Source organism: Bacillus sp. FSL L8-0167 (genome assembly GCF_038630295.1).
Taxonomy (GTDB): domain Bacteria; phylum Bacillota; class Bacilli; order Bacillales; family Bacillaceae; genus Bacillus; species Bacillus safensis.
Map to the genome: position 1 here is coordinate 1,798,980 of NZ_CP152027.1, position 25,292 is coordinate 1,824,271.

General features: G+C 39.8%; 23 protein-coding genes and 1 pseudogene. 3 read left to right on the forward strand and 21 right to left on the reverse strand.

The features are described 5' to 3' along the window. Positions 1-34: 34 nt before the first annotated feature. Positions 35-982 carry a carbon-nitrogen hydrolase family protein gene (locus MHB66_RS09225; RefSeq protein ID WP_046311250.1) on the reverse strand — a complete coding sequence of 316 codons (948 nt, stop codon included), beginning with the start codon at positions 980-982 and terminating at the stop codon, positions 35-37. 100 nt (positions 983-1,082) lie between these two features. Here MHB66_RS09225 and MHB66_RS09230 point away from each other — a divergent pair, with 100 nt between their 5' ends. Further along, positions 1,083-1,973, forward strand: a complete 891-nt coding sequence (locus MHB66_RS09230) for a LysR family transcriptional regulator (protein WP_046311252.1) — start codon at positions 1,083-1,085, stop codon at positions 1,971-1,973. An 89-nt stretch (positions 1,974-2,062) separates the two neighbouring features. Here MHB66_RS09230 and MHB66_RS09235 read toward each other — a convergent pair whose 3' ends face one another. From MHB66_RS09235 to MHB66_RS09275, 9 genes are all read right to left on the reverse strand, one after another. After that, on the reverse strand, positions 2,063-3,376 hold the full coding sequence (locus MHB66_RS09235; RefSeq protein WP_046311255.1) for a citrate:proton symporter: 1,314 nt from the start codon (positions 3,374-3,376) through the stop codon (positions 2,063-2,065). Positions 3,377-3,492: 116 nt separating this feature from the next. Beyond that, positions 3,493-4,347: a 3-hydroxyacyl-CoA dehydrogenase NAD-binding domain-containing protein gene (locus MHB66_RS09240; RefSeq protein WP_046311257.1), complete on the reverse strand. Its 855-nt coding sequence runs from the start codon at positions 4,345-4,347 to the stop codon at positions 3,493-3,495. A gap of 14 nt (positions 4,348-4,361) precedes the next feature. After that, positions 4,362-5,555 carry a thiolase family protein gene (locus tag MHB66_RS09245; protein WP_046311259.1) on the reverse strand — a complete coding sequence of 398 codons (1,194 nt, stop codon included), beginning with the start codon at positions 5,553-5,555 and terminating at the stop codon, positions 4,362-4,364. A gap of 19 nt (positions 5,556-5,574) precedes the next feature. Beyond that, entirely contained in the window at positions 5,575-6,360 is a 786-nt protein-coding gene (locus MHB66_RS09250) for an enoyl-CoA hydratase-related protein (protein WP_309935616.1), read from the reverse strand. 70 nt (positions 6,361-6,430) lie between these two features. Then, positions 6,431-7,195, reverse strand: a complete 765-nt coding sequence (locus tag MHB66_RS09255) for an enoyl-CoA hydratase/isomerase family protein (protein ID WP_041117558.1) — start codon at positions 7,193-7,195, stop codon at positions 6,431-6,433. Between the two features lie 21 nt (positions 7,196-7,216). Beyond that, entirely contained in the window at positions 7,217-7,999 is a 783-nt protein-coding gene (locus MHB66_RS09260) for an enoyl-CoA hydratase-related protein (protein WP_046311261.1), read from the reverse strand. 22 nt (positions 8,000-8,021) lie between these two features. Next, positions 8,022-9,236 carry a CoA transferase gene (locus tag MHB66_RS09265; RefSeq protein ID WP_046311264.1) on the reverse strand — a complete coding sequence of 405 codons (1,215 nt, stop codon included), beginning with the start codon at positions 9,234-9,236 and terminating at the stop codon, positions 8,022-8,024. Positions 9,237-9,519: 283 nt separating this feature from the next. Then, positions 9,520-10,290 carry an IclR family transcriptional regulator gene (locus MHB66_RS09270; RefSeq protein ID WP_046311267.1) on the reverse strand — a complete coding sequence of 257 codons (771 nt, stop codon included), beginning with the start codon at positions 10,288-10,290 and terminating at the stop codon, positions 9,520-9,522. A 132-nt stretch (positions 10,291-10,422) separates the two neighbouring features. Then, positions 10,423-11,568, reverse strand: coding sequence for a choline esterase (locus MHB66_RS09275; protein WP_046311270.1), 1,146 nt, complete (start codon positions 11,566-11,568; stop codon positions 10,423-10,425). Between the two features lie 206 nt (positions 11,569-11,774). Here MHB66_RS09275 and MHB66_RS09280 point away from each other — a divergent pair, with 206 nt between their 5' ends. Then, complete coding sequence (locus tag MHB66_RS09280) at positions 11,775-12,542, forward strand: pentapeptide repeat-containing protein (RefSeq protein ID WP_046311273.1); 768 nt, start codon at positions 11,775-11,777, stop codon at positions 12,540-12,542. A 41-nt stretch (positions 12,543-12,583) separates the two neighbouring features. On the opposite strand, the pseudogene MHB66_RS09285 reads toward MHB66_RS09280, so the two are convergent. From MHB66_RS09285 to MHB66_RS09315, 7 genes and pseudogenes are all read right to left on the reverse strand, one after another. Next, positions 12,584-12,861: pseudogene (locus MHB66_RS09285) on the reverse strand (hypothetical protein). Between the two features lie 131 nt (positions 12,862-12,992). Continuing rightward, the gene (locus tag MHB66_RS09290; protein WP_046311276.1) at positions 12,993-13,265 is read right to left on the reverse strand and encodes a DUF2651 family protein; all 273 of its coding nucleotides are present in this window, start codon (positions 13,263-13,265) and stop codon (positions 12,993-12,995) included. Positions 13,266-13,495: 230 nt separating this feature from the next. After that, positions 13,496-14,416 carry an alpha/beta hydrolase gene (locus tag MHB66_RS09295; RefSeq protein WP_046311279.1) on the reverse strand — a complete coding sequence of 307 codons (921 nt, stop codon included), beginning with the start codon at positions 14,414-14,416 and terminating at the stop codon, positions 13,496-13,498. Positions 14,417-14,445: 29 nt separating this feature from the next. Next, positions 14,446-14,838 carry a MerR family transcriptional regulator gene (locus MHB66_RS09300; protein ID WP_046312269.1) on the reverse strand — a complete coding sequence of 131 codons (393 nt, stop codon included), beginning with the start codon at positions 14,836-14,838 and terminating at the stop codon, positions 14,446-14,448. Positions 14,839-15,005: 167 nt separating this feature from the next. Then, a complete protein-coding gene (locus MHB66_RS09305; protein WP_342490578.1) occupies positions 15,006-16,469 on the reverse strand; it encodes a glycoside hydrolase family 1 protein in 1,464 nt (487 codons plus the stop codon). Between the two features lie 23 nt (positions 16,470-16,492). Continuing rightward, positions 16,493-18,394, reverse strand: coding sequence for a beta-glucoside-specific PTS transporter subunit IIABC (locus MHB66_RS09310; protein WP_046311282.1), 1,902 nt, complete (start codon positions 18,392-18,394; stop codon positions 16,493-16,495). A 113-nt stretch (positions 18,395-18,507) separates the two neighbouring features. Beyond that, complete coding sequence (locus MHB66_RS09315) at positions 18,508-19,350, reverse strand: PRD domain-containing protein (protein WP_046311285.1); 843 nt, start codon at positions 19,348-19,350, stop codon at positions 18,508-18,510. 343 nt (positions 19,351-19,693) lie between these two features. Here MHB66_RS09315 and MHB66_RS09320 point away from each other — a divergent pair, with 343 nt between their 5' ends. Next, the gene (locus MHB66_RS09320) at positions 19,694-20,002 is read left to right on the forward strand and encodes a DUF4870 domain-containing protein (protein ID WP_041109292.1); all 309 of its coding nucleotides are present in this window, start codon (positions 19,694-19,696) and stop codon (positions 20,000-20,002) included. A gap of 55 nt (positions 20,003-20,057) precedes the next feature. Here the strand turns inward: MHB66_RS09320 and MHB66_RS09325 are convergent, their stop codons facing one another. The 4 genes from MHB66_RS09325 to MHB66_RS09340 form a co-directional block, all read right to left on the reverse strand. Further along, a complete protein-coding gene (locus MHB66_RS09325) occupies positions 20,058-21,461 on the reverse strand; it encodes a HAMP domain-containing sensor histidine kinase (protein ID WP_046311289.1) in 1,404 nt (467 codons plus the stop codon). A 2-nt stretch (positions 21,462-21,463) separates the two neighbouring features. Further along, positions 21,464-22,171: a response regulator transcription factor gene (locus MHB66_RS09330; RefSeq protein WP_034283500.1), complete on the reverse strand. Its 708-nt coding sequence runs from the start codon at positions 22,169-22,171 to the stop codon at positions 21,464-21,466. 140 nt (positions 22,172-22,311) lie between these two features. Beyond that, positions 22,312-23,577: a glucuronoxylanase gene (locus tag MHB66_RS09335; RefSeq protein WP_046311292.1), complete on the reverse strand. Its 1,266-nt coding sequence runs from the start codon at positions 23,575-23,577 to the stop codon at positions 22,312-22,314. Positions 23,578-23,612: 35 nt separating this feature from the next. Continuing rightward, the gene (locus MHB66_RS09340; RefSeq protein ID WP_046311295.1) at positions 23,613-25,151 is read right to left on the reverse strand and encodes a glycoside hydrolase family 43 protein; all 1,539 of its coding nucleotides are present in this window, start codon (positions 25,149-25,151) and stop codon (positions 23,613-23,615) included. Between the last annotated feature and the right edge of the window lie 141 nt (positions 25,152-25,292).

The window sequence follows — 25,292 nt, forward strand, 5'->3', positions numbered from 1 at the left end:
AGCGGCTGATGGCTGCTCTTTTTTTGTTGGGATTTTATCGATTCATCCACTTTACATTTTCTTTTTTCTCTTCATTGACGACGAGCTGGAAAACATCAGGCCTTGAATAATGACCTACTACATCGAAGTCAAATTGACTAGAAGAAATATCACGCAAATCAAGATCAGCCAGCAGTATCTCTTCTTGACCATAGACAGGTTCTTTTATATATTCGCCTAACGGACCGACGATTGCACTTCCCCCTCGGCACATTTCATCAGGAGAAGATGCTAATTCTTCATAGCAGGCTAAATCTTTAGGGTACATCTCTTTATTCACATATTGATTACAAGATAGAACGAAGCACCGGCCTTCTGCGGCAATATGGCGAATCGTAGATTGCCATAGCTCCCTGGAATCTGCCGTAGGGGCTATATAGATTTGGACACCTTTTGCATACATCGCTGCTCTAGCTAATGGCATATAGTTTTCCCAGCAAATTAAAGCGCCTATTTTTCCATACGGTGTATCGAAAACCGGCAGTGTGCTGCCATCCCCCTCTCCCCATATGAGTCGTTCAGAACCTGTCGGCTTTAGTTTACGGTGCTTTCCAAGTAAGGCTCCATCTGGTCCGAAAAACAATACGGAACAATATAAGGTCCCGCGACTTGATTCATCATCTCTTTCAATGACACCAATGACGAGGTAGACACCAGCTTTGCGGGCTGCTTCTCCTAATCTGTCTGTCGTTCTACTTGGAACTGGAACTGAATTTTCTAAGTAACGAAGCCAGTCCTTTCTTCCTTCTGGAGAACGGCTTCCTACTGTGGCGCCAAAAGCTAGTCCTCTTGGATAAGCAGGTATAAAAGCCTCAGGAAAGACAACAATATTGGCTCCTTTTTCTCCGGCCTCAAGTGTTAACGAAATGGCTTTTTCAGTACAGGCTTCTCTATCCATAATGACAGAAGCAGCTTGCACAACAGCAACTCTACATGTTGACATCTTAACCCCTCCTTAGTCTTAGTGTAAAAACAACCGATTATAATGTACAATATATCATCATCATAATGAGTATGCATTATTGGAATAATGGGAGGATCAAATGAACATACGGGACTTTGAAATTTTTAAAACGATTGCGGAATGTGGAAGTTTTTCAAGAGCAAGTGAAAAGCTTTTTATTGCCCAGCCTTCCCTTTCTAAAACCATTCAAAAATTAGAGAAAAAACTGGGTGTCATCCTTTTCGATCGGTCAAATCGAATTTTCAGGTTAACGGATGAAGGACAGCTTGTATATGAAAAAGCGATTACGGTGCTGCAGCAAATGAATGAGTTGCAAATGGAGCTGGGTGATACAGAAACGCATATTCGCGGCCATTTAAAGATCGGACTGCCGCAAGTGATTGGAACCTTTTTCTTTTCGAAAGTGGCAAAAGCTTTTACTAAAAAGCATCCAGATGTGACGCTTGAAATGATTGAGGAGGGCGGCTTGCATGTAGAAAAACTCGTTGAGAATGGCGAAGTAGATGTTGCCTTTGTTGTCATACCTGCGCAAAGTCATGAATTAGAAGAACAACTCATTTTTGAAGCGCCGTTTGTGGCTTGTTTACCAAAAAATCACGCTTTAAAAGATGAACAACAGCTCTCACTCGAACAGCTTAAAGAGGATAACTGGATATTGTTTGATTCTTCATTTGCGTTGAGTCAAGTGATTTTGGAAAGCTGCCGTAAGGAACATTTTGTTCCCAAAATCGCTTACAGCACAACACAATGGGATTTATTGATGACATTAGTTCGTGATGAACTAGGAGTGGCGATCCTTCCAAGTCCTTTAACGAACATGTACAAAGAGGACATTTGTGTAAAACCAATTAGCAGTCAATATATTCCCTGGAAAATTGGAATTGTCGTGAAGAAAGATCGTTATAAGACACGTGCTTTGAAAGCTTTTTTAAAAATCGTCGCGGATATATATTCTAGGGATCAAAAATAGAAACAAATAAAAAATGATCCTTCTTGTTTTCTACCATGTAGAAACTGAAAAAAGCCTAATTCCAAGGCTTTTTTTCATTTTATATGCTGTTATCTGACCATGATAGCACCTGTCAGCCATGCAATAGACATGAGAACTAAACATGTGAGTATGGACCATTTAAGGGCGAAACGTACGTATTCGGCAATATTCAGCTTGAGCATTCCTGTTAATAGAATTGTAGCAGGTACCAGTGGCAATAAGAAATGGGCAGCTTGTGTCAAAACGACTGTTCGCACAATTTCTATTGGTTCAATTCCGTAAGCTTGAGCGGTACTTGCAAAGATTGGAACGACTCCGAAATAAAAGGCATCATTGGACATAACAAATGTAAAGGGAATGCTGATTAAACCCACAATGATAGGGAAAAATGGCCCCCAAGCTTCAGGAATAATTGAAACCAAGTTTGAGGCGATAGAATCCACCATTTTTGTGCCTGATAATATCCCTGTAAATGCCCCGCCTGCAAACACGACAAGTAATACTAACAAAGCGTTGCCACCGTGATCTTTAATTCTACATTTCTGCTGTTCCAGGGTAGGATAATTGATGAGCATAGCTACGACGACAGCAATTAAAAATAAGATCGCCGGCTGCATAAGATCTAATATTAATGCAGCCATTACAGTAACAGTTAAGGTTAAATTCACCCAAATCAACTTTGGCCGTTTAACTGATTCATCTTGGTCAAAAGCTATATTCGCAGATGATTCTTCATTCGCTACAGCAGCTTCCTTAAGATCAACCACACCTAATCTTTTTCTTTCCATCTTTCCTAGAATAAAGGAGACAAGTAAGACCCATAAAGAACCTAAAATTAATGTTGGTATAAGGGGAACAAAGAAGTCCGATTGACTAAGTCCGAGCACTGATAATGCCCGAATTCCAGGTCCTCCCCACGGTGTAACACCACACACGACGCTAAAAGCAAGCATCGAAATTGTCGCTAAAACAAGAGGATTCATCTTTAATTTCTTATATAAAGGTAGCATAGAAGAAATGACAATAATAAAAGTTGTCGTACCGTCCCCGTCTAATGCTACTAAAAGTGTTAGAATTGCTGTCCCAACTGCTACCTTTAAAGGATCTCCTTTAACTGTTTTTAATATTTTTTTAATTAAAGGATCAAACATACCTGCATCAATCATGATCCCAAAAAATAAAAGTGCAAATAATAGAAATGCAGCTGAAGTCGCTACAAGCTTAATTCCCTCAAGCATCATGTCGTCTACAGTTGTCACAAATCCTCCAATAATAGCAAAGATAACTGGAATGATGGTTAAAGCCGTGAACGATGATAACCGCCCTGACATAATAAAATATGTAAAGACTGTTATCATCGTTACCCCAAGTATTGTCAACATGTACGTTCCCCCTTGCATTCTCTTATTTCCCAAAGCTGGCCGTTTTGATAACGCTTACAAAAAATGTTTAAGTGTGAAATATATCAACTCTATTCCACACTATTTACGATCACAGATCATTTGGCCTCAGTATAATGAAAGAATCCTGAGCCCGTTTTTACCCCTAGTTTGCCAGCTTTCACATATTTTCTTAGTAAAGGACATGGTCTGTATTTTTCCCCCAACGTTTGATGCAAATATTCCATATTTCTCAATCTCGTATCCAAACCGACTAAATCTGCCAACGCAAGCGGTCCCATCGGATGGTTTAATCCTAAGTTGATCGCTTTATCAATATCCTCTGCGGAGGCAACTCCTTCCTGTAACATATTCATTGCTTCATTTCCAATGAGGCAGTTCATACGGCTAGTAATAAATCCTGGAAACTCGTTCACTTCTACTGTTTCTTTCTTCATTTTTGTTCCAATGTCTCTTACAAAGTCCACGGTTTTTTGTGATGTATCCAGTCCTCTGATCACTTCAATTAACTTCATCTTATGAACAGGGTTAAAGAAGTGCATAGCGATCACTTTGTCTGGACGGCCAGTTTGCGCACCAATTTCTGTAGGGCTCATTGTAGAGGTATTCGTTGCTAAAACTGTTCTAGGCGGGCAGAGTTTATCGAGCTTTTGAAATACATCTATCTTCACGTCCATAATCTCTAATACTGCTTCAATCGCGATATCACAATCTTCAACAGCTAATGTTAAATCTGAATGAAAAGTAAGATTTTCTAAACATGTCTTGATATCTTGTTTAGAGATATATCCCCGCTGTTCACTTTTAATGAGTTCTTGTTGAATATAGTTTTCTGCTAATGCGAGCGATTCAGTATTGATATCATGTACTGCTACAGAGAACCCATTGAGGGCTGCTACATAAGCAATCCCTCTGCCCATTGTTCCTGAGCCTATAATCGCCATCTTAGTCATAGATTTACCCCCTTCTAAACTTGTAAATTTTCAAAAATCGTCGTAATCCCTTGACCTCCTGCAATGCATAAAGTCACCAAACCATATTTTTCTCCCCGGCGTTCCATTTCATGAAGTAGTTTTGTAGTTAAGATTGCTCCAGTCGCTCCTATTGGATGACCAAGGGCGATCGCTCCGCCATTGACATTTACTTTTTCTATGTCTAAATGCAATTCTTTTATAACAGCTAAAGCTTGCGCAGAAAAAGCCTCGTTTAATTCAATTAATCCAATGTCATCTATTGTTAAATGACACATTTCTAATGCTTTTATTGTTGAAGATACTGGGCCAATTCCCATGATGTCTGGGGCAACTCCAGTGCTTGCCTGCCCAATAATTTTTGTTTTAGGCACGAATCCTTTTTCCATCGCAATGGTTTTATTCATCATAAGTACGGCAGAAGCTGCATCATTTCTTCCGCTTGCATTACCAGCTGTTACTGTACCATCTGTTTGAAATACGGGTTTCAACGCTGATAGTTTTTCCATAGTCGTATTGCGGGGATGCTCATCTGTTTCAAACAAGAAGACGTCTTTCTTTCTCTTGACCTCATATGGCACAATTTCTTTCAGAAATACGCCTTTTTCTATTGCTTTTCTTGCTAATTCTTGGCTTCGAAGAGCAAATTCATCTTGTTCTAGCCGATCGATTTTGTATTTTTTGGCTATATTTTCAGCTGTAGCACCCATTGTGAGATGTCCGTAATCTTCAATCGGCTGTGAATAAGGCTGGCTTTCGGTATTTGGGTCAAGTAATAAGCCATTTCCTGCACCATATCCATATCGAGCATTTCGTAAATAGTAAGGAGCTGTGCTCATACTTTCTGCGCCGCCTGCAATCACTACATCGCTCAAACCTAATTTAATTTGCATGTCAGCAGTATTAATGGATTGTAAGCCTGAACCGCATTGTCTGTGAATTGTATAACCTGGTATATGAACAGGCAGTCCTGCCCTTAGTAATGAAAGGCGGGCAAGGTTAGAGGAATCTGCGCTTTGCTTTGCTTGACCCATAATGACTTCGCTCACTGCATTTGGATCTAGCTTGGCACGATGCAGAACTTCCTTTATCACTTTTGCAGCTAAGAAATCTACTAGTTCCGAACTTAACGCTCCGCCTAGCTTTCCAATAGGAGTTCGAACGGCTTCTACGATCACGACCTCGTTCATTTATTTTTCGCCACCTTGTTTATAATTCTTTATAGAAAGTAGGTTTTCGTTTTTCTAGAAACGCTTTCGTACCCTCATGTTTTTCATCCGAACTAAATAAAATGGTTTGAGCAAATTTTTCTAACATCGAAGCAGTATGAAAGTCTGCATCTTGTCCTTGATTCACCACCATTTTAGCGAGTTTGAGTGCTAAAGGACCCTTCGATAAAAGTGAATTGATGAATCCGTCTAATTCAGATTTCAATTCACTAACATCTACAGCTTTCGTTACGAGACCGATACGTTCTGCTTCTGCCCCATCAACTAACTTTCCCGTTAAGATCATCTCTAGAGCGCGGCCCTTACCGATCATTCTTGTTAATCTTTGAGTACCACCTGCACCAGGAATAATACCTAGGTTCAGCTCTGGCAAGCCTATTTTTGCTTGGGTTGAGGCAATTCTTATATCACATGCTAAGGCAAGCTCACAGCCTCCACCTAAAGCGTGACCATTTATGACAGCGATGGTCACTTTATTGGATTGTTCAATTTCTTGATACATTTTTTGCAGTCCCGGCATGAGCGCTTCAAGCATTGTTCTCTCATGTAATTCTGTGATATCAGCTCCTGCTACGAACGCTTTGCTGCCTGCACCTGTGATCACAATGATCCTCAAATGCTCATCCTGCTCTAATTCGTATAAGGCTTTTTGCAGTTCTTCAATGGTCTTTTTATTTAAAGCATTTCTAACCTCTTGCCGATCAATCATAATCGTTGCGACGTACTTATTTCTTTCAACTTTTATGTGCTGAAACAATTCCTTCACCCTCTATCAAAAATGGTGGAAATTCTGTAGACCTTTTGAAAGCGCTATTATTTGGAAGCGTAAAGACATTCTATTTTCCTTTCCAAACTGGCTTTCGTTTCTCAAGAAAGGCTTGCGCTCCTTCAATTCGATCTTCACTTTCATATACATTAGGTCCGATATCCAGCTGCAAAGCTTGGAATAAAGGGACATCCATTGTCTTCCATATCGTTTCTTTGATTCTCTGTACAGAAAGGGGCGCACACTCGCAAATTTCTAGTGCTAGTTCAGTGGCTCTTTCTAATAAAAGTTCTTGATTTTCTAATATTTCATCGACTAAGCCTATCCTTAGAGCCTCTTCAGCTGTTACTAATTTACCCGTATACAACATGTTAGCTGCAAAGCTGGGTGAAATGAGTTTAGGTAATATTGTCGCTCCAAAGGTAGCACCCATTCCTCTTTTCGCCTCTGGCATTCCCAGCTTGCAATCTACAGTGGCAAGACGAATATCACTTGCCAAGGCGATTTCACAACCCGCTCCAACAGCTACACCATTCATGGCACATATGACAGGTTTATACGTTTCGATAATGGCGTTAAACAATCTCCCTCTTAAAGGTTTCTTCTTAAAAGCCTCTGGATTTTCTTTTGCTTCCTTTAAATCCCTGCCGCTGCAAAAAGCTTTATCTCCTTTCCCAGTTAAAATAAGAACACGAGCTTTCGAATCGCTTTTAAAATCCTCTAAATATTCCAAAAATAAATCCGACATGATGGAATCGATTGCATTTCTTTTTTCGGGTTTATTTATATAAAGGTAGGCGATTTCACCTTTTTTTTCATAATGGATTGGTTTCAATTGATGAACCTCCTATCAATGTTATTTTCCAATAAAGTTTGGTTTTCTTTTTTCTTTAAATGCTGCGACACCTTCCTTGTGATCCTTTGTTTCTTTGATAATCGCATAATGAGAGGAAATTAAATCAAGTGCAGGCTCTAATTCCATATTTCGAGAGTACTTCACGGCTCTTTTTGTCATCTTAATCGCAATTTGAGGTCCGTTAGCAATTTGTTCAGCTAACTCAATTGTTTTTTGCATAAACTCATTCTGAGGATAAACATGGTTGACAATCCCTAAGCTCAAGGCCTCTTGTGAGCCGATAAAGTTTCCAGTCCATAATAATTCAAGGGCTTTTGCTTCACCTACAATTTTCGGAAGAAAGAAAGCGCCTCCATCTCCAGGTATAAGTCCTACTTTTACATACCCCTCACTCACCTTTGAATCATCAATCATTGTACGAATATCGCACATGAGAGCCATATCTAATCCTGCTCCAACTGCTGGCCCATTAATTGCAGCGATGATCGGTTTATCAATATCTCTTAAGGCAAGAGGAATGCGGTGAATATTTTCCCAAAGTTTATTTTTATTGTTTAGAGGTGTTGGATCTGATTTCATTCCGCCCACATCTCCGCCTGAACAGAAGGCATTACCTGATCCCGTTAGCAAAATCACATGAACGTCATCGTTTTCTTTAGCACTTTGAAGAGCAGCTACCCACTCATCGATCATTTCTTTATTTAATGCATTTTTCTTTTCTGGACGGTTTAATGTAATCGTTTGAACATGGTTTTGAATTGCCGTTAAAATGGTTCGTTCCATTTTGATGCCTCCCTTAAACGCATTAGTTTTTGTTTGTCATTTCTTCTTTGGAGCGAATGACTTTCTTATGACGCAAATCCTGTAACTGTTCATGATTCATCCCTAATAGTTCTTGTAAAACTTCATCTGTATGTTCGCCAATTGCAGGCGCTGCAAAGACTTTTTCTAGCGGAGAAGCCGATAATCGAATAGGTGAGCCAGGAACTTTGATTTTCCCCTCTTTTGGACGTTCAACTTCTTGAATCATTCCTCTGTATTTTAGGTGAGGATCGTCTGCTACCTCAGCGATCGATTGAACAGGTGCATGAGGAACGTTTGCTTCTATTAAAGCATCTGCAATATCCATCTTCTTTTTGTTAGAAGTCCAGCTTGTCACGATCTCATCGACAATGTACGTATTGGCTGAACGATCGATATTTGTTTGAAAACGTGGATCATCTAATAATTCATCTTTTTCCATCACCTTCAGTAATGACTGCCACTGACGATCAGCTACACAGAGTATAGCGATATAACCATCTTGTGTCGGATAGACATTGTAAGGAGCCGTTGCCATCCCGCTATGTTGATTTCCTGTTCTTTCTGCCACTTTTCCCCCTTGGCTGTAGAACGCTCCTAGTGCAGATGCTAGTGTTGGATAGATTGTATCGTGCATAGATACTTCTACTAGCTGACCCTTCCCAGTGCTCTCTCGCTGATAAAGAGCTGTTGTAATTCCTCCAAATAAATGAATGCCCCCGAGGAAATCACATATGGCTGGTCCTGCTTTGACTGGTGGTTTATCTGCAAATCCTGTGGTCGCCATCACGCCTCCCATTGCTTGAACAGTCAGATCCATTGCTGGCCTGGCGGCATAAGGACCATCTAAACCGTAGCCTTTACCTGACGCATAAATAAGGCGAGGATTGATTTCACTCAAGACGTCGTATCCTAAACCGAGCCGTTCCATCGCGCCGAGCGAAAAATTTTCTACTAAAACATCCGCTTTTTTCACTAATTCAATAAATACTTCTTTTCCTTCTGGAGACTTAAGATCTAATGATACGCCTAACTTATTTGAATTCAGCATCAATAACTCATGACAGTCTCCTTTTCTCCTTACACGCAGGTTTTCTCCTTTAAGCGGTTCTATTTTAATAACCTTAGCGCCTTGATAAGCTAACATGAGTGAACAATAAGGTCCGTTGTAGATTTGACCTAAATCTAAAACAACAATATCTTCCAATGCCTTTTTCATCATAATCCTCCTATCTTAGTGATGAAGCTGTTAAGTGTATTTTCACGTTATGCCGATAATCGGATTATATTTCCGATAATCAGAATTTTAGCACGAGAATTGATGGTGTTCAATAAAAAGTTTGACAATTCTGTTTATTTGTTTTGATTTTATTTTTTTGAAAAAATAAGAAACTCCCTCGAATTACTTATATCAGTAAGTAACTAGAGGGAGTTTCTATAAAAAACGATATTTATATTATCATATGAAGAGAATAAAAATGATTGGTCGTATTGCACATCCGTTAAGAGGGTGTAGCCTCTGTTTTTTCTACATGACGTTCTATCTCCAGTGCTGCTTCTTTGGCAAGTTGAGCAAAGTACTCAACAGTGTCATCTTTTTTTCGATAAGTAGGGCAATGTATAGAGAGACCTGCAAGAATGTGTCCTTCTTGAGACAGAATGGGCACAGCGACATTTAGCGCGCCTTCATTTACTTCTCCTTCTGTATAGGCAAACCCCTTAGTTTTTATTTGATCTAAATCTTCTTTTAGTCTATCAATCTCTATCTCATATTTGGACGACAATCTTCGAATCATCAGTTCTTGCTGCTTATGATCCATGAATGCAAGTAATACCTTCCTGGATGCTCCTTTATGAATAGGTTTGCTTAATCCGATAGGTCTTGAAAATTTAACATCATGAGGGCTTTCGATAGATGCAATACATACGCCCTCTTTCGTCACTGGATCCATGATATTTAAACTGACGGTTTCTTTCGTCTTTTGAGCAATATCTTCTATAAAGGGCATCGCAATTTCACGAAGTTCTGGGATGGGATCTGCATAAATTCCTAATTTATAAGCATTTAACCCAAGTCTTATTTTTCCGGTTGATGTATTCTTAGTGAGATAGCCGCATTCCATTAAAGTATTTACTAAACGAAAAGTAACAGTAGTTGATATACCCATTTTTTCTGTTATTTCTTTTACAGTAAATTCTTTATTTACTTTATGAAAAAGGTCTAGAATATGCAGACCTCTGCGTAAAGTTTGGGAGGTAGATTTATCAGTCATAAAAAAGCTCCTTTCCGTTCTTTCCTGATAGCTTTATTCTAACTTTAGATTCTAAATCCCTCCAGTGAAAAATTGCCTTTCTTCACTCGACCATCTTTTCAAGCTTGTATAAAAGGGGAAATCTCAGCTAGATCACTTTCTGCTCGTTTTCTTAATCAAGTCCACGCCATCGTATGACAGACTTTCCACATGTACAGGCTTTTGCAGAATGTAATGATCAAAAAAGGTCCTCGTATAGTCTGTGACAAGATTCCGCATCTCCATTGCATCGCGTTCGCCTCTCAGTTCTTCGTTCACACCGGTAAACACGATGTCGCAATAATCTAAATGTGCAGCATGGTCAACAGAGAAATAATAGGTTTCCATGCTATTGTTAGCGCCAATGATCGCATTCATATGATAGTTAGGCTCAGAAAACAGCAGTAAAAAGGGTTTTTTCAGATCGCTGTCAAGAAGACCGAAGGCACCGCTATCGAGGCCAATCCCGCAGGCGAATCGGTCGTCATCCCGGCAAACAATCGCTGTCGTAGGCCCTCCGTAAGAATGTCCGACTATGCCCATGCCGGCGTCAAGCAGCAATCTGCCATTAAAGATGGAATGGAGTTCCCCAGCGTCTAGTTTGTAAAGATAATCGGCTGCATACCTTACATCCTCTGCCTGTAATTCACTATATTTAGTTAACTGATGAAGTATTGGTAGTGTAAGGACGTTACGGCATGTCTCAATGGCAGTTTCATCGTCTGGCTGCATCGTCATCTGACCAGCCAGCGCCATCATTTCTGGATCTTCAGAAAACGCCATAATGTCATCTGAAAAATCCTTTGATACATTAAACAGGCGTCCATCTTTACACTTATACATCGTGCTATTCTGATGACCGATACTGACGACAATGTACCCCATGCTTGCAAGGTCTGTACAGATCACTGTCCCCCATTCTGGAGAACCGCCCCCGCCGCAAACATAGAATAACACTGGATAGCGTTCTTCCTTCCCGGAAAGAGCCAGGTCGTCGTAACAATACGTTTGAATATCGATAGAGAAAAAATCCTTTTCCTTCATATACTCTGTGACAAGCGGCTGGTCATGCAGCATTTCGTATACTTCAGGAAACATGTACGTTGATGGGGTCTTCCCTTCATTGCTATCAGACGGATAGTATACAAATGCGGTCAGTTCTCTTTTTGAGTGATCAGATGCCGTGTACTCTAAATCCATCTGTGTGCGTCCGGCAGTATAGCTGCCGATTGGTTCTGGGAAAGCGTCATACCTTTTCATTCTTTTGTTCCCCCTTCTTGATTTAAAATGAATGTGAAATACACATTGTGATATAAGCGCTTTTCAAAACGATGACCGCTCTCTTTATGTTTCTAGCTTTATGATATAATAACTTGTCAGTGCCAAACGCTTAGTGAAACCGAAATGAACTTGCTGGAAGGTATTCATCATTGGAAAAGATTCTGAAGAAATGATAGGTGATCACAATGAGAAGGCTTGAGTCTGGAATGTCAGTAGACAACGAAATATTTTCTGATATTGTCAGGTATGAACATGAAACAATAAGCGCAGCGACGATCAACAACTCGAATGTTCATTCACCTATATTTTGGAGCTGTCACCTGCGTCATCTTGTATTTGATACGTGTGATCTAACGAATGCGAGATTTTTTGCAGGTAGTACGATCGAGCATTGTACGTTTATTCGTTCCGATTTGCGTTCTGTTGGAATTGCTAGAGAAGAGGCTGTTTTTACGAATTGCGAATTCTCCTCCTGTGATATGAGAGGAATGACATTGGAAAATGCTGCGTTTATCAACTGTACATTTTATCAATGCAGGTTTAATGACCGCGTTTTACAAGCAGCGAATATCGTAAATTGTACCTTTACCGGTAAGCTGGTGGATATAACGTTTGAGGGAAATGGTAAACAAAAGCTGATTGCCAATTTTGAAAACTGCACCCTTGACGGTGTTTGTTTTAAAGGCTGTGACCTATCGCAATGTATTCCGCCAGCATCCAAAAACCATCTATATGTTGAAGAAATCTCCGCGCGTGTCAAATCTGCATTGACGAAGATAAATAATGACTGTCAACTTTCTGACGAGGATCGCAAAGTACTGGTACGCAGACTGCGCAAGCTTGAGCATATGGAACAATATATTTTTAACACGGCGCAAATGGAGAAAATACATGGAGCTGTTTTTGTGGAGCGATTTTTCAGTTATTTAGAATGCAATAAAGAAAACACTTGATGCTTGCTGCATCCCTCTTCCTGCTAAGTCTAGGTCGTATATCAACTTCGAGTATATTTGAGTGGAATGAGTTCTCCAATTTTCACTTTGACTAGTCCGCCATCTATTTCTATGATGACAAAACATTCTGGTCCGAAATCTGAAATGAGCTCTCTGCAGATGCCGCAAGTTCTATATGGACAGCCGAGATCATTTCTCCTGTTTTCATGCGGATAGCGGCTCCTACATGGTGTTTATCCTCTTCATAAAGGCTCATAATCTTCTTTTTTGCTTCGTCTATTAACTCTACATCTTTTGGAGTAAGATCAAATGTGTGCATTGTGTTCCCTTCGCCCTTCTATGCTCGTTTTGAATGTACTGATCTATTATACCAAACTTCAGTTAATGGGCGGTTCCGCAAGATGAAGAATGGGTACAAAAAAGCTGATTTTTTGACCATCAGCTTTTTCGTTATGCTCTTTTATAGCGGGCATACATATATCGAATGATTTTTGTGATGACAGAGGTACACATGCATAAAAAGGTCATCACCACGACCCAATACATATTTGACATGTCAAACCCAGTATAGGCAAATATGAAAATAGTGGAGACTGCAAATGTGATGATAAGAACGATGTAAACTCGCTTAAAGATGCAGTAGCCAACAATCCCCCATATCAAAGATAATAAAGGCAATGTAAATAAGATCAGCGCCATGGGATTGAGAAAGAAAGCACTCATCATGTCACTCTCCTTTTATGAACCGGTGAAGAACCGAATATGTATCATATTAATAGGAAATTAGCACGTTGTAAACAAAAATTGGAATTTAAGGAATATTTAATCTGAGGTGAATTGACATTCCGAATGTATGTCATGTTGAATGGAAAAAGACTGCTTTCAGTAAGCAGCCCATTTCGCTAAGCTTTCAAATATTCAAGCCGGAGCATTTTGATATGTGAAAAGAGAATCTAACTATTTATCACCTGAATGATTTTTTCCTGAGCGTCTTGTGCCTCAGGGATTGGCATGACGACAAATACATGCAGCATTTCTGGATAAACAAAGGTTTTCATGTCAATTCCTTGTTCTGCTAGTTTTTCATCAAGCTTTAGTGCATCTGGATATAAAATATCATGTGTTCCAATAAAATGAGTGATCTTCGCAAGACCGTTAAAGTCACCGTGAATTGGACTGATTAATGGGTCAGTTACCTTTTTATCTGCTGCCCACATTTTTGTAATGACATCTATTCCTTCTGGCGCTAGAATGGGATCTTTATCGGCATATTCAAATATAAGAGGATTGCTTAAACTCATATCAACACATGCAGATAATAAAATGATATCCTTCGGCTGCGGCAGATCTTCCATCTTTAAGAGGTGCGCAAGGCCAAGAGAGATATTTCCGCCCGCTGAATCACCCATGATCGTTAATTGATCGGTACTCTCAACCGTTTTTAGTATTTCTTTATATAGATTTAAGATTTTCGGATAGGTATCTTGGTAGCTGTAATGAGGTAATTTAGGGTAAATAGGAGCGATCACTTTGGCGTTAAGGGACCTAGCCAATTTATCCATGTACCACCAATGGAAATCGAGAGGCTGGTTTACCCAGGCACCACCATGTATATATAAAATCACCTTTTGTTTTTGCGACATTTGGTCATTCAATGTGAAAACCTGCATTCCTTCGAAAGACTGCTCCTTTATCTCACTCTTTAATTTCACATCGTCTCCGATTGCATAAGGCTTTATATTTTCTATTTGAGACAGAAGTTTTTTGGTTTTTTCGACACTAGCAAAACTTTCTTTATTACTTTGGGACGTGAATAATGTTTCAAATTGAATACTTTCTTCAGAACGTTCTCCATTAAAAATGTCGACACTCATTTTGTTTTCTCTCCTTTAAGCATATATGTTTATTCGTCATCCTGATTCATCATACGAAATGATTTGAGATACACTTGTACTTCTTTCTCAGGAGTCTTTAATAAGTTAGATAAAAGGTCTTGTATGAGACGGAGACTGTTAATTTTCTTTTCAATTTCTTCATGTTTTTGATGTACAATTCTTTTTAAAGTATCAGGTTCTATGTCTTGACTCAGCATTTCCAATATTCCTTTTATTTCCTTTAGTGAATAACCCAATGATTTGGCATCTTTGATCAATTGAATTTTCACGATATAATCTTCTGTGTATAGTCTATAACCGTTCGAACGGCGTCTAGGGACAGGTAAAATGTTGTGTTCTTCATAGTAACGAATTGCGGCAGGGCTTATTCCTGTTTGTTTGGCAAGTTCTCCTCTAGTCATCAACTCAAGTCGTTACTCCTTTTTCGTGATTTTGTCTTTCTATATTTACATTATAAAGGTTGAAGGATACTTCAAGGTCAAGATACGTTTTCGTAAAAAACAAAACACCATCGCATGCAGCCGGTTAAGGCGCCCCGCGATGGTGTTTTACATCATTCAATCTGCTTTTATAGATCTTCCCCATTTGATGCGATTACATTTTTGTACCAGAAGAATGAGTCTTTCCGGTAACGATTCAGTGTACCGTTTCCTAGGTCGTCTTGATCCACATAAATTAAACCATAGCGTTTAGTCATTTGAGATGTTCCGCAGCTGATTAAATCAATGCAGCCCCAAGGTGTATATCCCATTAAGTCAACACCTTCTTTTACGGCTTCTTTCATCTGTTCAATATGTTTTTTCAAATAATCAATTCGATAATCATCGTGTACTTTTCCGTCTTGTGTCAATGTATCCCTTGCACCAAGTCCATTTTCACAAACAAATAAAGGCTTTTGGTATCTGTCATACAGTTTAATTAATGAAATGCGCAGACCCATTGGATCGATCGGCCAATCCCATTGTGATAATTCCAAGTGTTCATTTTTAATCGGACTGTCAAACGTACCCGCTAGCTCAGCTGCATCTTCACGTGCTTCTGCTACGTGGGACATATAATAGCTGATCGCAACAAAATCAACAGTGCCCTCTTTTAAAATTTGTTCATCCTGCTCTTTAATATCAAGCTTGATTTGATTATCAGCAAAGTATTTCACCATGTATGTTGGATATTCGCCTCTAGCTTGAACATCAGGATAGAACATATTCAATTGATTCGATTTAACTGCCTGCAGCTGATCCTCTGGTTTTGTTGTTTTTGCATAGGCTTCAATCTGGTTAATCATACAGCCAATTTGGACATCTGGAATGATTTCCTTCGCAGCCTTCACTGTTAAGGCACTTGCCACAAATTGATGATGAGATGCTTGGTAAGCAGCTTGTAATTTATGGTCTACTAGATCCTCTAAAATTCCAGCACCTGTATAAAGGCTGTTGAGGTTCATATTCATTTCATTAAACGTAATCCAGTACTTCACTTTGTTTTTATATCTTTCTAAAATCGCACGTGCGTATTTTTCGAACAATGGGACAAGCTCTCTACTCATCCATCCATTGTATTTCTCTGTTAAAGTAATCGGCATTTCATAATGAGACATCGTTACTAGCGGTTCAATTCCATATTTCGCACATTCATCAAATACTTTATCGTAAAAAGCCAATCCTTCTTCATTCGGCTTGTCCTCTAAATCTGTTGGAAAGATTCTTGCCCATGAGATAGACAAACGAAAGACCTTAAATCCCATTTCTGCAAACAGTGCAATATCTTCTTCATAACGATGATAAAAATCAATTCCGCGTCTTTTTGGGAAATCAAATGCATCAGGATTTTCCTTGTACTTGTTTAGTTCAGCTGAACTAACATCGAATGTAAAGTTGTTCACTTTTCCTTTTGCATATGGATCTTTATATGCAGCGAAGTCTGAAGTTGACAGCCCTTTTCCGCCTTCTAAATATGCACCCTCTATTTGATTGGCAGCGGTTGCGCCACCCCATAGAAAATTATCTGAAAATCCTTTTTTTAATTCTTTCATTTCAATCATCCCTTCTATTATGATTAATGAATAAGCATTAAGAGTTTATTTTCTCCTGCGTTGACATAAGAGTCACCTGTATAGATAACATCCAGGTACTTCGAGGAATTAGTGACAATAATAGGTGTCACGACATCTAATCCTTTTGATTGAATTCCTTCTATATCAAATGATAATAAATGATCCCCGATGTTGATTTCATCTCCTTCTTCCACCAATACCTCAAAGAATTGACCATTTAGGCTGACGGTATCAATCCCTACATGTATTAATAATTCAACCCCATCATCTGAAACCAAACCTATTGCATGTTTAGTAGGTGTAACGGTCACTACTTTTCCGGAAAACGGCGCTTGTACCACCCCCTTATCAGGCATAATCGCTACTCCCTTGCCCATCATTTCGCTTGAAAAGACGGCATCATTTACGTCAGATAAAGGAACGACTTTACCAGTTATAGGTGCTTGTACTTCATAAGGATTTACTTGTCTCACAGCTTGTTGATTGACTGCATTTTCTGGATTTTTAGATGGCTTTTCCTGTTTTTCCGGCTGACCTTCATCCTTTGTGGCAGGTTCCTTGAAGCCAAGAAACATAGTGGCAAGCAGTGAGACCAAAAAGCTCAGCGCTATTCCAATTAAAGCCAGCTGGAAATTATTTGTGCCTTTCATAATGTAAGTTGGCAGAGATGTCATTCCTGGAATTGAAAATGCTGTCGTTTTGACAGAGAATAAACCATAAAAACATCCGCCAACTGCGCCGCCTATTAATGAAGCATAGAAAGGCTTTTTCAGTCTCAGTGTTACTCCATAAATGGCTGGTTCTGTAATTCCAAAGAAACTCGGAAGCAATGTTGATAACGCCAAAGACCTTGTTTCTACTCGTTTTGTGCGAATGATAACACCTAAAACGGCACCTGCTTGTGCCATATTGGCAATAAAGTTCATCGGAAGCAGCATGACATCGTAACCAACTTTTTCAAAGCTGGCAAACGTGCTTGGGAAGAATGCGTAATGCATCCCAGTTAGCACAATTAAAGGCATGAGGCCTCCCATTAATAAACCTGCAATCGGTCCAGCAAAATGGAATAAAGAAGTGAAAAAGATCTCTAAATATTGACCGAAAACGTTCCCAATAGGCGCTATGAAAGCTAGTGTAAGAGGCGCTGTAATCATTAAGCTCAGTACCGGTGTAAATACGATACTTAAGGATTTTGGAATCACTTTCGTCATCCACTTATCGATAAAGCTAAGAAGCAGCACGCCTAAAATAATCGGTAAGACAGAAGAAGTATAATTATTTAATGGAATACTCAATCCTAAAAAACTAAGTGGATCTGCCCCTTTTGCTGCCCCTTCCACCATTGTCGGATATAATAAAATCCCAGCAAGTGCCATCGCGAGAGATTCTCGTGTTTTAAATTTCTTCGCTGCAGAATAAGCAATGAGGAAAGGTAAAAAGTAAAAGACAGCATTTGAAAAGATTTGAAGTACAGCATAGGTAGAGCTTTTTTCCGTCATCCAGCCTAAACTAACGAACAAAGCCATGATCCCTTTTATCAATCCACTACCAACAATCGCCGGCAAAATCGGTGTGAAAATTCCGCTAATGACATCGAATACGACTTCGATTGGATTCATTTTTGACGTATTTTTAGCAGGAGTAGAATCATTGCTGCTCTCACCAATCAGATGGTCGATTTCCTCATAGACTTCTGCAACTTTTGCTCCAATAATGACTTGGAATTGTCCGCTTTGGAATTGTGCTCCCAGCACACCGTCTACTGTTTTCAGTTCATCTACTTTCACCTGTTTTTCATCGTTGATATTAAATCTCAGCCTCGTAATACAATGCCAGCTTTGAGATATATTGCCGGTTCCACCGATTAATTTGATAATTTCTTGCGCCAATTCTTTGTTTCCCATGTCTTCACCCCTTCATTTTCACAAAAAAAACCTAAACAAAATCCACCATTAGAAAGACTTCTAAATGGAGATTTGTTTAGGTTAATGCTTTTTCATAACACGCCTAAAAGAAATCATTTATTCTGTTGATGTTTCTTTGTAATCCTTTCAATATGAATGACTAGAAAAACCAGTTCGTCTTCAGTGACATTCCAATTGAATTCCCGCTTTAACATTTCTTTAATAATCAATCCGCATGCATAGCTCTTCATATAACGATCCTGAATTAATTCCTTTAATGAATCATCCATCTGCTGCGGCGGTTGATTTGTTTCTTGTCTGACAATAAAATATCTCAAATGAGTAATAAACCTCGAATAATCTATCGATGATTTATCTAATACCATCTCGAAAATGTTTTGAATAATCTTAACGATTTCCTTCGTGAGATGGGTCATTTTGATGGTATCTCCCATAGACTGACCATCTATTTGAGCGTTTACAAAATGAAGGGCAATGAGTGAAGCCTCTGTATCTTGAAAAGTAATCCCCATCATTTTTTGAATAATTTTAAGTGCTTTTTTCCCAATTTGATATTCTTGAAAATATAGATGTGGAATTTCCCATACAATAGGGTTTTCATACTCCATTTTTTCTTGATGCCTTTGAATTGAAAAAGTCAGATGATCAGATAGCGAAAACAGCAAGCTAGAACCTAATTTTTTATTCAACATCTCTTCGCCCATATGAATGATTTTTTCAGTTAATAAAAGAATATCAGTTGGGATAGCGGCAAGTTGAGATTCTAATGGAGACGTCTGATCAGAATAAAATGTCTTACTGACAGCGCTCTCATCAAGAGTATCACCCTTTTTCTTCTTAAAGCCTATTCCTGTACCAAAAACAACTACTTCATTTTGAGTGTCTGTTAGAGCTAATACGATATTATTGTTTAAAACTTTAACGACGGTGAACATCTTCATCCCACCTTACCTAAAACTGCTAAAAAAGCATAAAAAAAACACCAAAATCTCAGCAAACAACGTACAAATGTACAACATGTTTACCTGACTTGGTGGTGCCTGATGATATCAGTAACACTCCTGCATCGGTTACGATTTTATTGTAAACACAGGATAAACCAAAGTCAACTATTTTTTTCGGTAAAATAGATTTAAATACCTATATTATAGTATGTCGTTTATAAATTATTTTAAAAGGTAAACATTTTTAAGGTTGCTGTAAGGTTCAGATTAATACGGATTAAGGTTGAGGTAGTACAATGTGTTTGTAGTGAATAAATCATAGAGGTGAAACGTTATGAAAGGAAATAAAGTCTTGTCATCATTATGTTATTTCAGTATCTTTTTTGCACCATTTTTGTTCCCAATTATCGTCTATTTTTTAGGTCAGGACGAAGTGAAATATCATGCGAAAAAATCATTATGGACCCATGTCATACCTTATTTGATTTTTGGTATTGGCATCCTTGGTTCAGGTTTACTTGGTATGAAAGATATCAGCCATGCGGGGCCTTTTTTAATTGCGACATATGCAGTGACATTCCTTGTTGCCATCTACTTCTTCATTTGGAACATTGTTAAAGGCATCAAAGTATTTTCAGAATAAATAATAGGTAAAAAAACGGTTCTGTTGTTGATCAGAACCGTTTTTTTGTCTATTTTCATGCTGGTAGTTGGATATCAATTGTTGTTCCTTTCCCTATACTGCTGCGGATCGTGATGTCCCCGCCGTGCTTGACGATAATATCCTTTGCAATGGCCATCCCAAGACCAGAGCCAGCATGTGAAACTCCTGTATTCGTCCCCCTGTAATAGCGGTCAAACACTTTTTCCAGCTCTGCCTCTTCTATTCCTCTGCCGTTGTCTTTAATCGTGATATGGGTTTTTTCTTTTTGTTCAAGCTGTACAATGATCGTCACATCAGAATCATTGTGAACGAGGGCATTTAAAATCAGATTGGTAACCGCTCTTCGAATGAGGATTTTATCAATATTCAGCATGAGCTTGTCTTCATTCGTTTGAAGCTCAATCGTCTGATCTGCATATCTTGAATCGTTTAAAATATCAATTAACGTTTCCCGCAGCAGTGACACAATGTTGACCAGCTCTTTATTGAGCATTACGCCGTTATTTTTCAGCCTTGTCGTTAAATTCAGATCCTCCATGACATCTTTGATATATAATGATTTATTCTCAATGATGCCCGCGTAATGTCTGATGTCTTGCTTTGAAAGAGGATACTTTGGGTCTTTCATGATTTCTGCATAGCCTTGAATAGAAGCGAGCGGCGTTTTAATATCATGAGAAATATGGCTGATCCATTCTTCCCGCATTTGCTCTAGTTTGTCTTTTTCTTTTTTGCTTGAAGCGAGCTGCTCTGATAAGTGATTGACATTATAGAAGACATCTTTATAAATTCCTTTAGCAGGCAGATTTGTCGTGTAATCTCCGTTTGCCAGCCGCTGGATGCTATGAATGGCACGGCCGAGCGGTTTTGTGAGCTGCCGGCTGAATAAGTAACCAATGAGTAATGCTATGATGGCATCAATTGATAATAAAATCATCGTCCCGATATTGAATCTTGTTACTAAATCCTTCGTGTCAAACGAGAATAGGTATTTTCCGATGGAAGGGTCTTTAAAACCGATAAAGTAGCTGTATTCTTTGCCCTTTACTTTTTTTCCGCCAGCATAAATGGTCGATAATAATTGCTTATCTTTATATTTATGTAAGTTCACGATTTCTATCGGTGTATATTTGTTCTTTAATCCTTTAGGTGCTTGCGCATGATACACGTTTTGGCCATTTTCGTCTAAAATTTGAATCCATGCATTCTGTTGTTTTAAGGCTTTCTGCCCTTCTTTGTTTACGGTCATTCCTTGATCAGAAAAAGAGATGTATTGTTCAAATGATCTTGTGAAGGTTTCGGGCGTATTTTCCTCGTTATGCTGGCTGTTTGCCTGAAGTACGAGCCAAATCATAAATACGAATAAGTTGATAAAGACCGTGATAATGGTCACGATAATGACAGAGACCATATACCTGCCTGTTAATCGCCATTTCATCCTTACGCATCCTTTACAACAAATTTATAGCCAAGCCCTTTGACTGTGACGAGAAACTCTGGTGTGGACGGGGAATTTTCTATTTTTTCCCGAAGTCTTCGGATATGAACCATCACCGTATTGTCAGAACCGAAGAAGTCTTCCCCCCAAACAGTTTGATAAAGCGTTTCTTTACTGATGATGCGGTTCGGGTGCTGCAAGAAGTAGGTCATCAGCAGAAGCTCTTTCGGCGTGAGCTCAATGACCGCGCCATTTTTCTTCAGTTCTGCTTGCTGCTCGTTTAACTCAAACGGCCCTTTTTTGATGACGGGATCCGCTTGAGATGACTGCAAGTATGAGAGCCGTCTTAGCTGCGCTTTCACCCGGTAGGCGACTTCCTTTGGACTGAACGGTTTTGTAATGTAGTCATCCCCGCCGATGGCAAGACCTACAATTTTGTCTGTTTCCTCTCCCTTTGCTGATAAAAAGATAATCGGAACATGGGAGGTCTCTCTAATTTGTCTGCAAATATCATAGCCTTCACCGTCTGGCAGCATAATATCAAGTATGACAAGATCAGGCTGTTCTTGGTGGAATTTCGTGAGCCCATCACGGGCAGTTGAAGCTGTTATAACGCGATCAATGCCTTCTCTTGTTAATACTGTGTTGATTAATTCCAAAATTTCTTTTTCATCATCGATCATTAATACTTTGCTTTGATGCTTTGGCATACATTGATCACTCTCCTGAAGTCATTGCCATTATTATACCCAATGTAAGAACATAGTGAAAAAATCAACTTCCTATTTGCATAAAAAAAGCCAATTTTCTTTTGAAATGAGAAAATTGGCTTTTGGTGATTCAATTGATTCTAGCGTTTGACTACAAATGTTGTCACACTTTGAGCCGGGAGATGAGCCCAAAATTGATTACCTGATATATTTAAGTCTGTACCGGGCTGAAGGTTGCTGTTGCTGCTTGTAATCCATCTTGATGCTTGCGAAGCAGTTCCATTTTGCATTACAAAGTGCTGATTGACTCCTGTATTGTTTTTGTTAATCGCGACAATAACAACCTGATTGTTTCCTTTGTAGGCAGATACGAAAACATTTGGTTCAGGACTTTTCGTTGCATCAATTCTGACGTATCCTGGGCGTACAAACTTGGAGAAATGCGCCATGTTGTAACCGCGTTTACTGATCAGGCCATCTTCCTTCATAGGGCCGTAGGATCTGCGGATGTACCACCAAACATATGCCTGAAAGTCCCCTTCTACCATCGAATGGTGAATATGCTCTGAAACCCCTAATGCCTCAGGCCAGCGGTCCGCTGAATTGTTATCGCTATTCGGGTAGTAGACCTCTGTCATCCAAAGCTCCTTCCCCCCTCCTTTTTGTTTGAAAAGAGGATATGGAAGCTGGCTGATTTGGGTTCCGTACAAATGGGCTCCGAGAATGTCCATATTTCTAAGCGCTTGCGGATCATTTAAGATAGGATCTGATATATTTTTAAGGTATTGAAAGGATTCTGGCGCAATCACGCGGGCATTAATGGAGCCGGCATTTTCTCTCATGAAACGCAGGATTTCCTGAGGAGTCCACCATGTCCATTCATGTGCATAATCAGGCTCGTTTTGTACTGATATCGCATAGAGATTGACGCCATTATTTTTCATATACGTCACAAAATCGTTCAGATGCTGAGCATATGCAGCGTATTGATTGTATCTCAGCCGCTTTGCAGTTGTACCATTACGGTTGAAAGTCTCGACCATATGGCTTGGAGGATTCCAAGGTGAAGCGATCACTAAAGCTCCATGCTCTATTGCTCTTTTGGCTGTGGCGACCTCTCTGTGCCAATTATTTCTGTTCTCATCTACAAAAATTCTTAGAATGGAAAACCCTAACTGATTCTGCCCATTGCCAAAGGCGGTTTCCCTTTGAGGTGCGGTCAAATCACCAATCCAAGCCGGATGGTTCATTCCGCCAAAGCCGCGAATCACTTGTCTTTCTGCATTGATATTAATATTGGCATCTGCTGCTGAAACTTCAGTTGCGCCAGGTCCGATGAACATGACAGACAGCATGGTGAAGCAGATCAATAAAGTACAGATTGTTTTTTTGATCATTGACATCAAATTTTTCCACTCTCCTATCATTTTCTCATCCTTTGTTATTGAGTAAACCGCCAGGAATCAAACTGAAATAGGTTTGCACCTGTTCCAGTAAAGACAAAAAATACGTTGTGCACGCCAGCTGCTCCGTTTACTGTCGTTTCTACTTCTCGCCAATTGTTTGTTCCGCCTGTGGAAGGGACATTTAATGTTCCGACGAGTCTGCCGTCAGGGCTTCCGAGGCGTACTTCTATTTTTCCGCCTGTATTTGATGCTACATTCGCTTTAAATGTTCTTGCGCCGTTTGATCCGAAATCGACGTTACTGGCAGCCACCCAATCTCCGTTTTGAATGTTTGTGACATGCTGGTTATTGACCGGTCCGCCTGGAGCTGAAGAGGCCTCTGTCAAAATGCGTCCATTCCATGCAAATGTTTCAGCTTCTACCCGCTGATAAGGATTCAGGTTGGAAAGCTGTTTGACCCCTTCAAAATTGGCTGCAACCTCTCGAAGGGAGCCGTCAGCATTATGCACAAGCTTATTAATATGCGGAGATCTGTAGCCTTTTCCTGCCCCGTATAAAGCAGAGCTGACCGTTTGGGTATGATACACGACATACCACTCGTTTTTAAAATTGAACACCGCATGATGGTTGTTACCGCCTCCGCCAAAAAATGCACCCGGATTTTTCAGGAAATGCCCTCTATACGTAAATGGACCCATCGGACTTGAGCTCGTCATATAACCGATCTCACCAGGTGGTTTATCTGCTGGGTGGGAGCCGCCAAAGTTGATGCAATAGGAATAGTAATAGGTTCCGTTATACTTATGCATCCCTGAGTCTTCAAACATAAATGGAGCATCAATGGTCGAGGCGCTACTGGCAACACTTGTCATATCAGGCCCAAGTTTTAAGACTCTTGCTGTTTTAGGATTGGCCCATTGTCCCTGCGTTGGATTAGAACCGCCTGGAACGCCTCCGCCGGCATATAAATAACCAGTGCCGTCATCATCTACAAAAACGGCTGGATCAAACAGCCATACCACCCCGGACATTCCTGGTGTATTTGGCGTGACAAGCGCTTTTCCGATAGGATCTGTCCATGGACCGATTGGGGAATCTGCTGTCAGAACCCCAATCCCTCCGCCGCTGTTCGCGAAATAAAGGAAAAATTTATCCTTCCCATTGATTTTTTTCACCGCCGCTGATGGAGCCCAGGAAGCACCTGCCCATTTAGCAATCCCTTTGCCTCCATTTGCCCCATTTGCACCGGCTACTGGAATCGCGCCATGATCTGTCCAGTTCACCATATCTGCTGAAGAGATGACGAAGACCCTATTCAAATTGGCAAAAGAATTATCTTTAATCGTACCGTTGCTGTGATATTCATAGTCATCACTCGACATATAAATGTACACTCTTCCGTTATAGGTGAGCGCAAACGGATCAGCGCCCAAGTGGTGGTCTATGAGCGGGTTTGCATTTCCTACACGTTTTGCAATTGTTGTGCTTGCCGCACTCGCATCATATACCGGTAAACAACTCAGTACCAAAGCAAAAATCAATAAACCAACGCCGCACTTCATCCTCGTCCTCATCGTTTCATTTCCTCCTGTTTTCATCTTCCTAATATTGGGGTTTAGGCCCAATTTCAAAATATGTTGATAGATACTGATGAAGAATGAATAGAAAGAATGATTTCTAGTGCAAATCCTTGCTGTAATCATGATGAAAACCCT

What these genes read in the sequence shown, in the direction of transcription:
- MHB66_RS09260 (WP_046311261.1), bottom strand. Translation starts at nt 7,999, where the DNA reads ATGGAACGAACCATTTTAACGGCAATTCAAAACCATGTTCAAACGATT.
- MHB66_RS09245 (WP_046311259.1), bottom strand. Translation starts at nt 5,555, where the DNA reads ATGAACGAGGTCGTGATCGTAGAAGCCGTTCGAACTCCTATTGGAAAG.
- MHB66_RS09225 (WP_046311250.1), bottom strand. Translation starts at nt 982, where the DNA reads ATGTCAACATGTAGAGTTGCTGTTGTGCAAGCTGCTTCTGTCATTATG.
- MHB66_RS09300 (WP_046312269.1), bottom strand. Translation starts at nt 14,838, where the DNA reads ATGACTAGAGGAGAACTTGCCAAACAAACAGGAATAAGCCCTGCCGCA.
- MHB66_RS09275 (WP_046311270.1), bottom strand. Translation starts at nt 11,568, where the DNA reads ATGAAAAGGTATGACGCTTTCCCAGAACCAATCGGCAGCTATACTGCC.
- MHB66_RS09270 (WP_046311267.1), bottom strand. Translation starts at nt 10,290, where the DNA reads ATGACTGATAAATCTACCTCCCAAACTTTACGCAGAGGTCTGCATATT.
- MHB66_RS09330 (WP_034283500.1), bottom strand. Translation starts at nt 22,171, where the DNA reads ATGCCAAAGCATCAAAGCAAAGTATTAATGATCGATGATGAAAAAGAA.
- MHB66_RS09240 (WP_046311257.1), bottom strand. Translation starts at nt 4,347, where the DNA reads ATGACTAAGATGGCGATTATAGGCTCAGGAACAATGGGCAGAGGGATT.
- MHB66_RS09320 (WP_041109292.1), top strand. Translation starts at nt 19,694, where the DNA reads ATGAAAGGAAATAAAGTCTTGTCATCATTATGTTATTTCAGTATCTTT.
- MHB66_RS09340 (WP_046311295.1), bottom strand. Translation starts at nt 25,151, where the DNA reads ATGAGGACGAGGATGAAGTGCGGCGTTGGTTTATTGATTTTTGCTTTG.
- MHB66_RS09295 (WP_046311279.1), bottom strand. Translation starts at nt 14,416, where the DNA reads ATGAGTGTCGACATTTTTAATGGAGAACGTTCTGAAGAAAGTATTCAA.
- MHB66_RS09265 (WP_046311264.1), bottom strand. Translation starts at nt 9,236, where the DNA reads ATGAAAAAGGCATTGGAAGATATTGTTGTTTTAGATTTAGGTCAAATC.
- MHB66_RS09290 (WP_046311276.1), bottom strand. Translation starts at nt 13,265, where the DNA reads ATGAGTGCTTTCTTTCTCAATCCCATGGCGCTGATCTTATTTACATTG.
- MHB66_RS09235 (WP_046311255.1), bottom strand. Translation starts at nt 3,376, where the DNA reads ATGTTGACAATACTTGGGGTAACGATGATAACAGTCTTTACATATTTT.
- MHB66_RS09310 (WP_046311282.1), bottom strand. Translation starts at nt 18,394, where the DNA reads ATGGGAAACAAAGAATTGGCGCAAGAAATTATCAAATTAATCGGTGGA.
- MHB66_RS09305 (WP_342490578.1), bottom strand. Translation starts at nt 16,469, where the DNA reads ATGAAAGAATTAAAAAAAGGATTTTCAGATAATTTTCTATGGGGTGGC.
- MHB66_RS09280 (WP_046311273.1), top strand. Translation starts at nt 11,775, where the DNA reads ATGAGAAGGCTTGAGTCTGGAATGTCAGTAGACAACGAAATATTTTCT.
- MHB66_RS09315 (WP_046311285.1), bottom strand. Translation starts at nt 19,350, where the DNA reads ATGTTCACCGTCGTTAAAGTTTTAAACAATAATATCGTATTAGCTCTA.
- MHB66_RS09325 (WP_046311289.1), bottom strand. Translation starts at nt 21,461, where the DNA reads ATGAAATGGCGATTAACAGGCAGGTATATGGTCTCTGTCATTATCGTG.
- MHB66_RS09230 (WP_046311252.1), top strand. Translation starts at nt 1,083, where the DNA reads ATGAACATACGGGACTTTGAAATTTTTAAAACGATTGCGGAATGTGGA.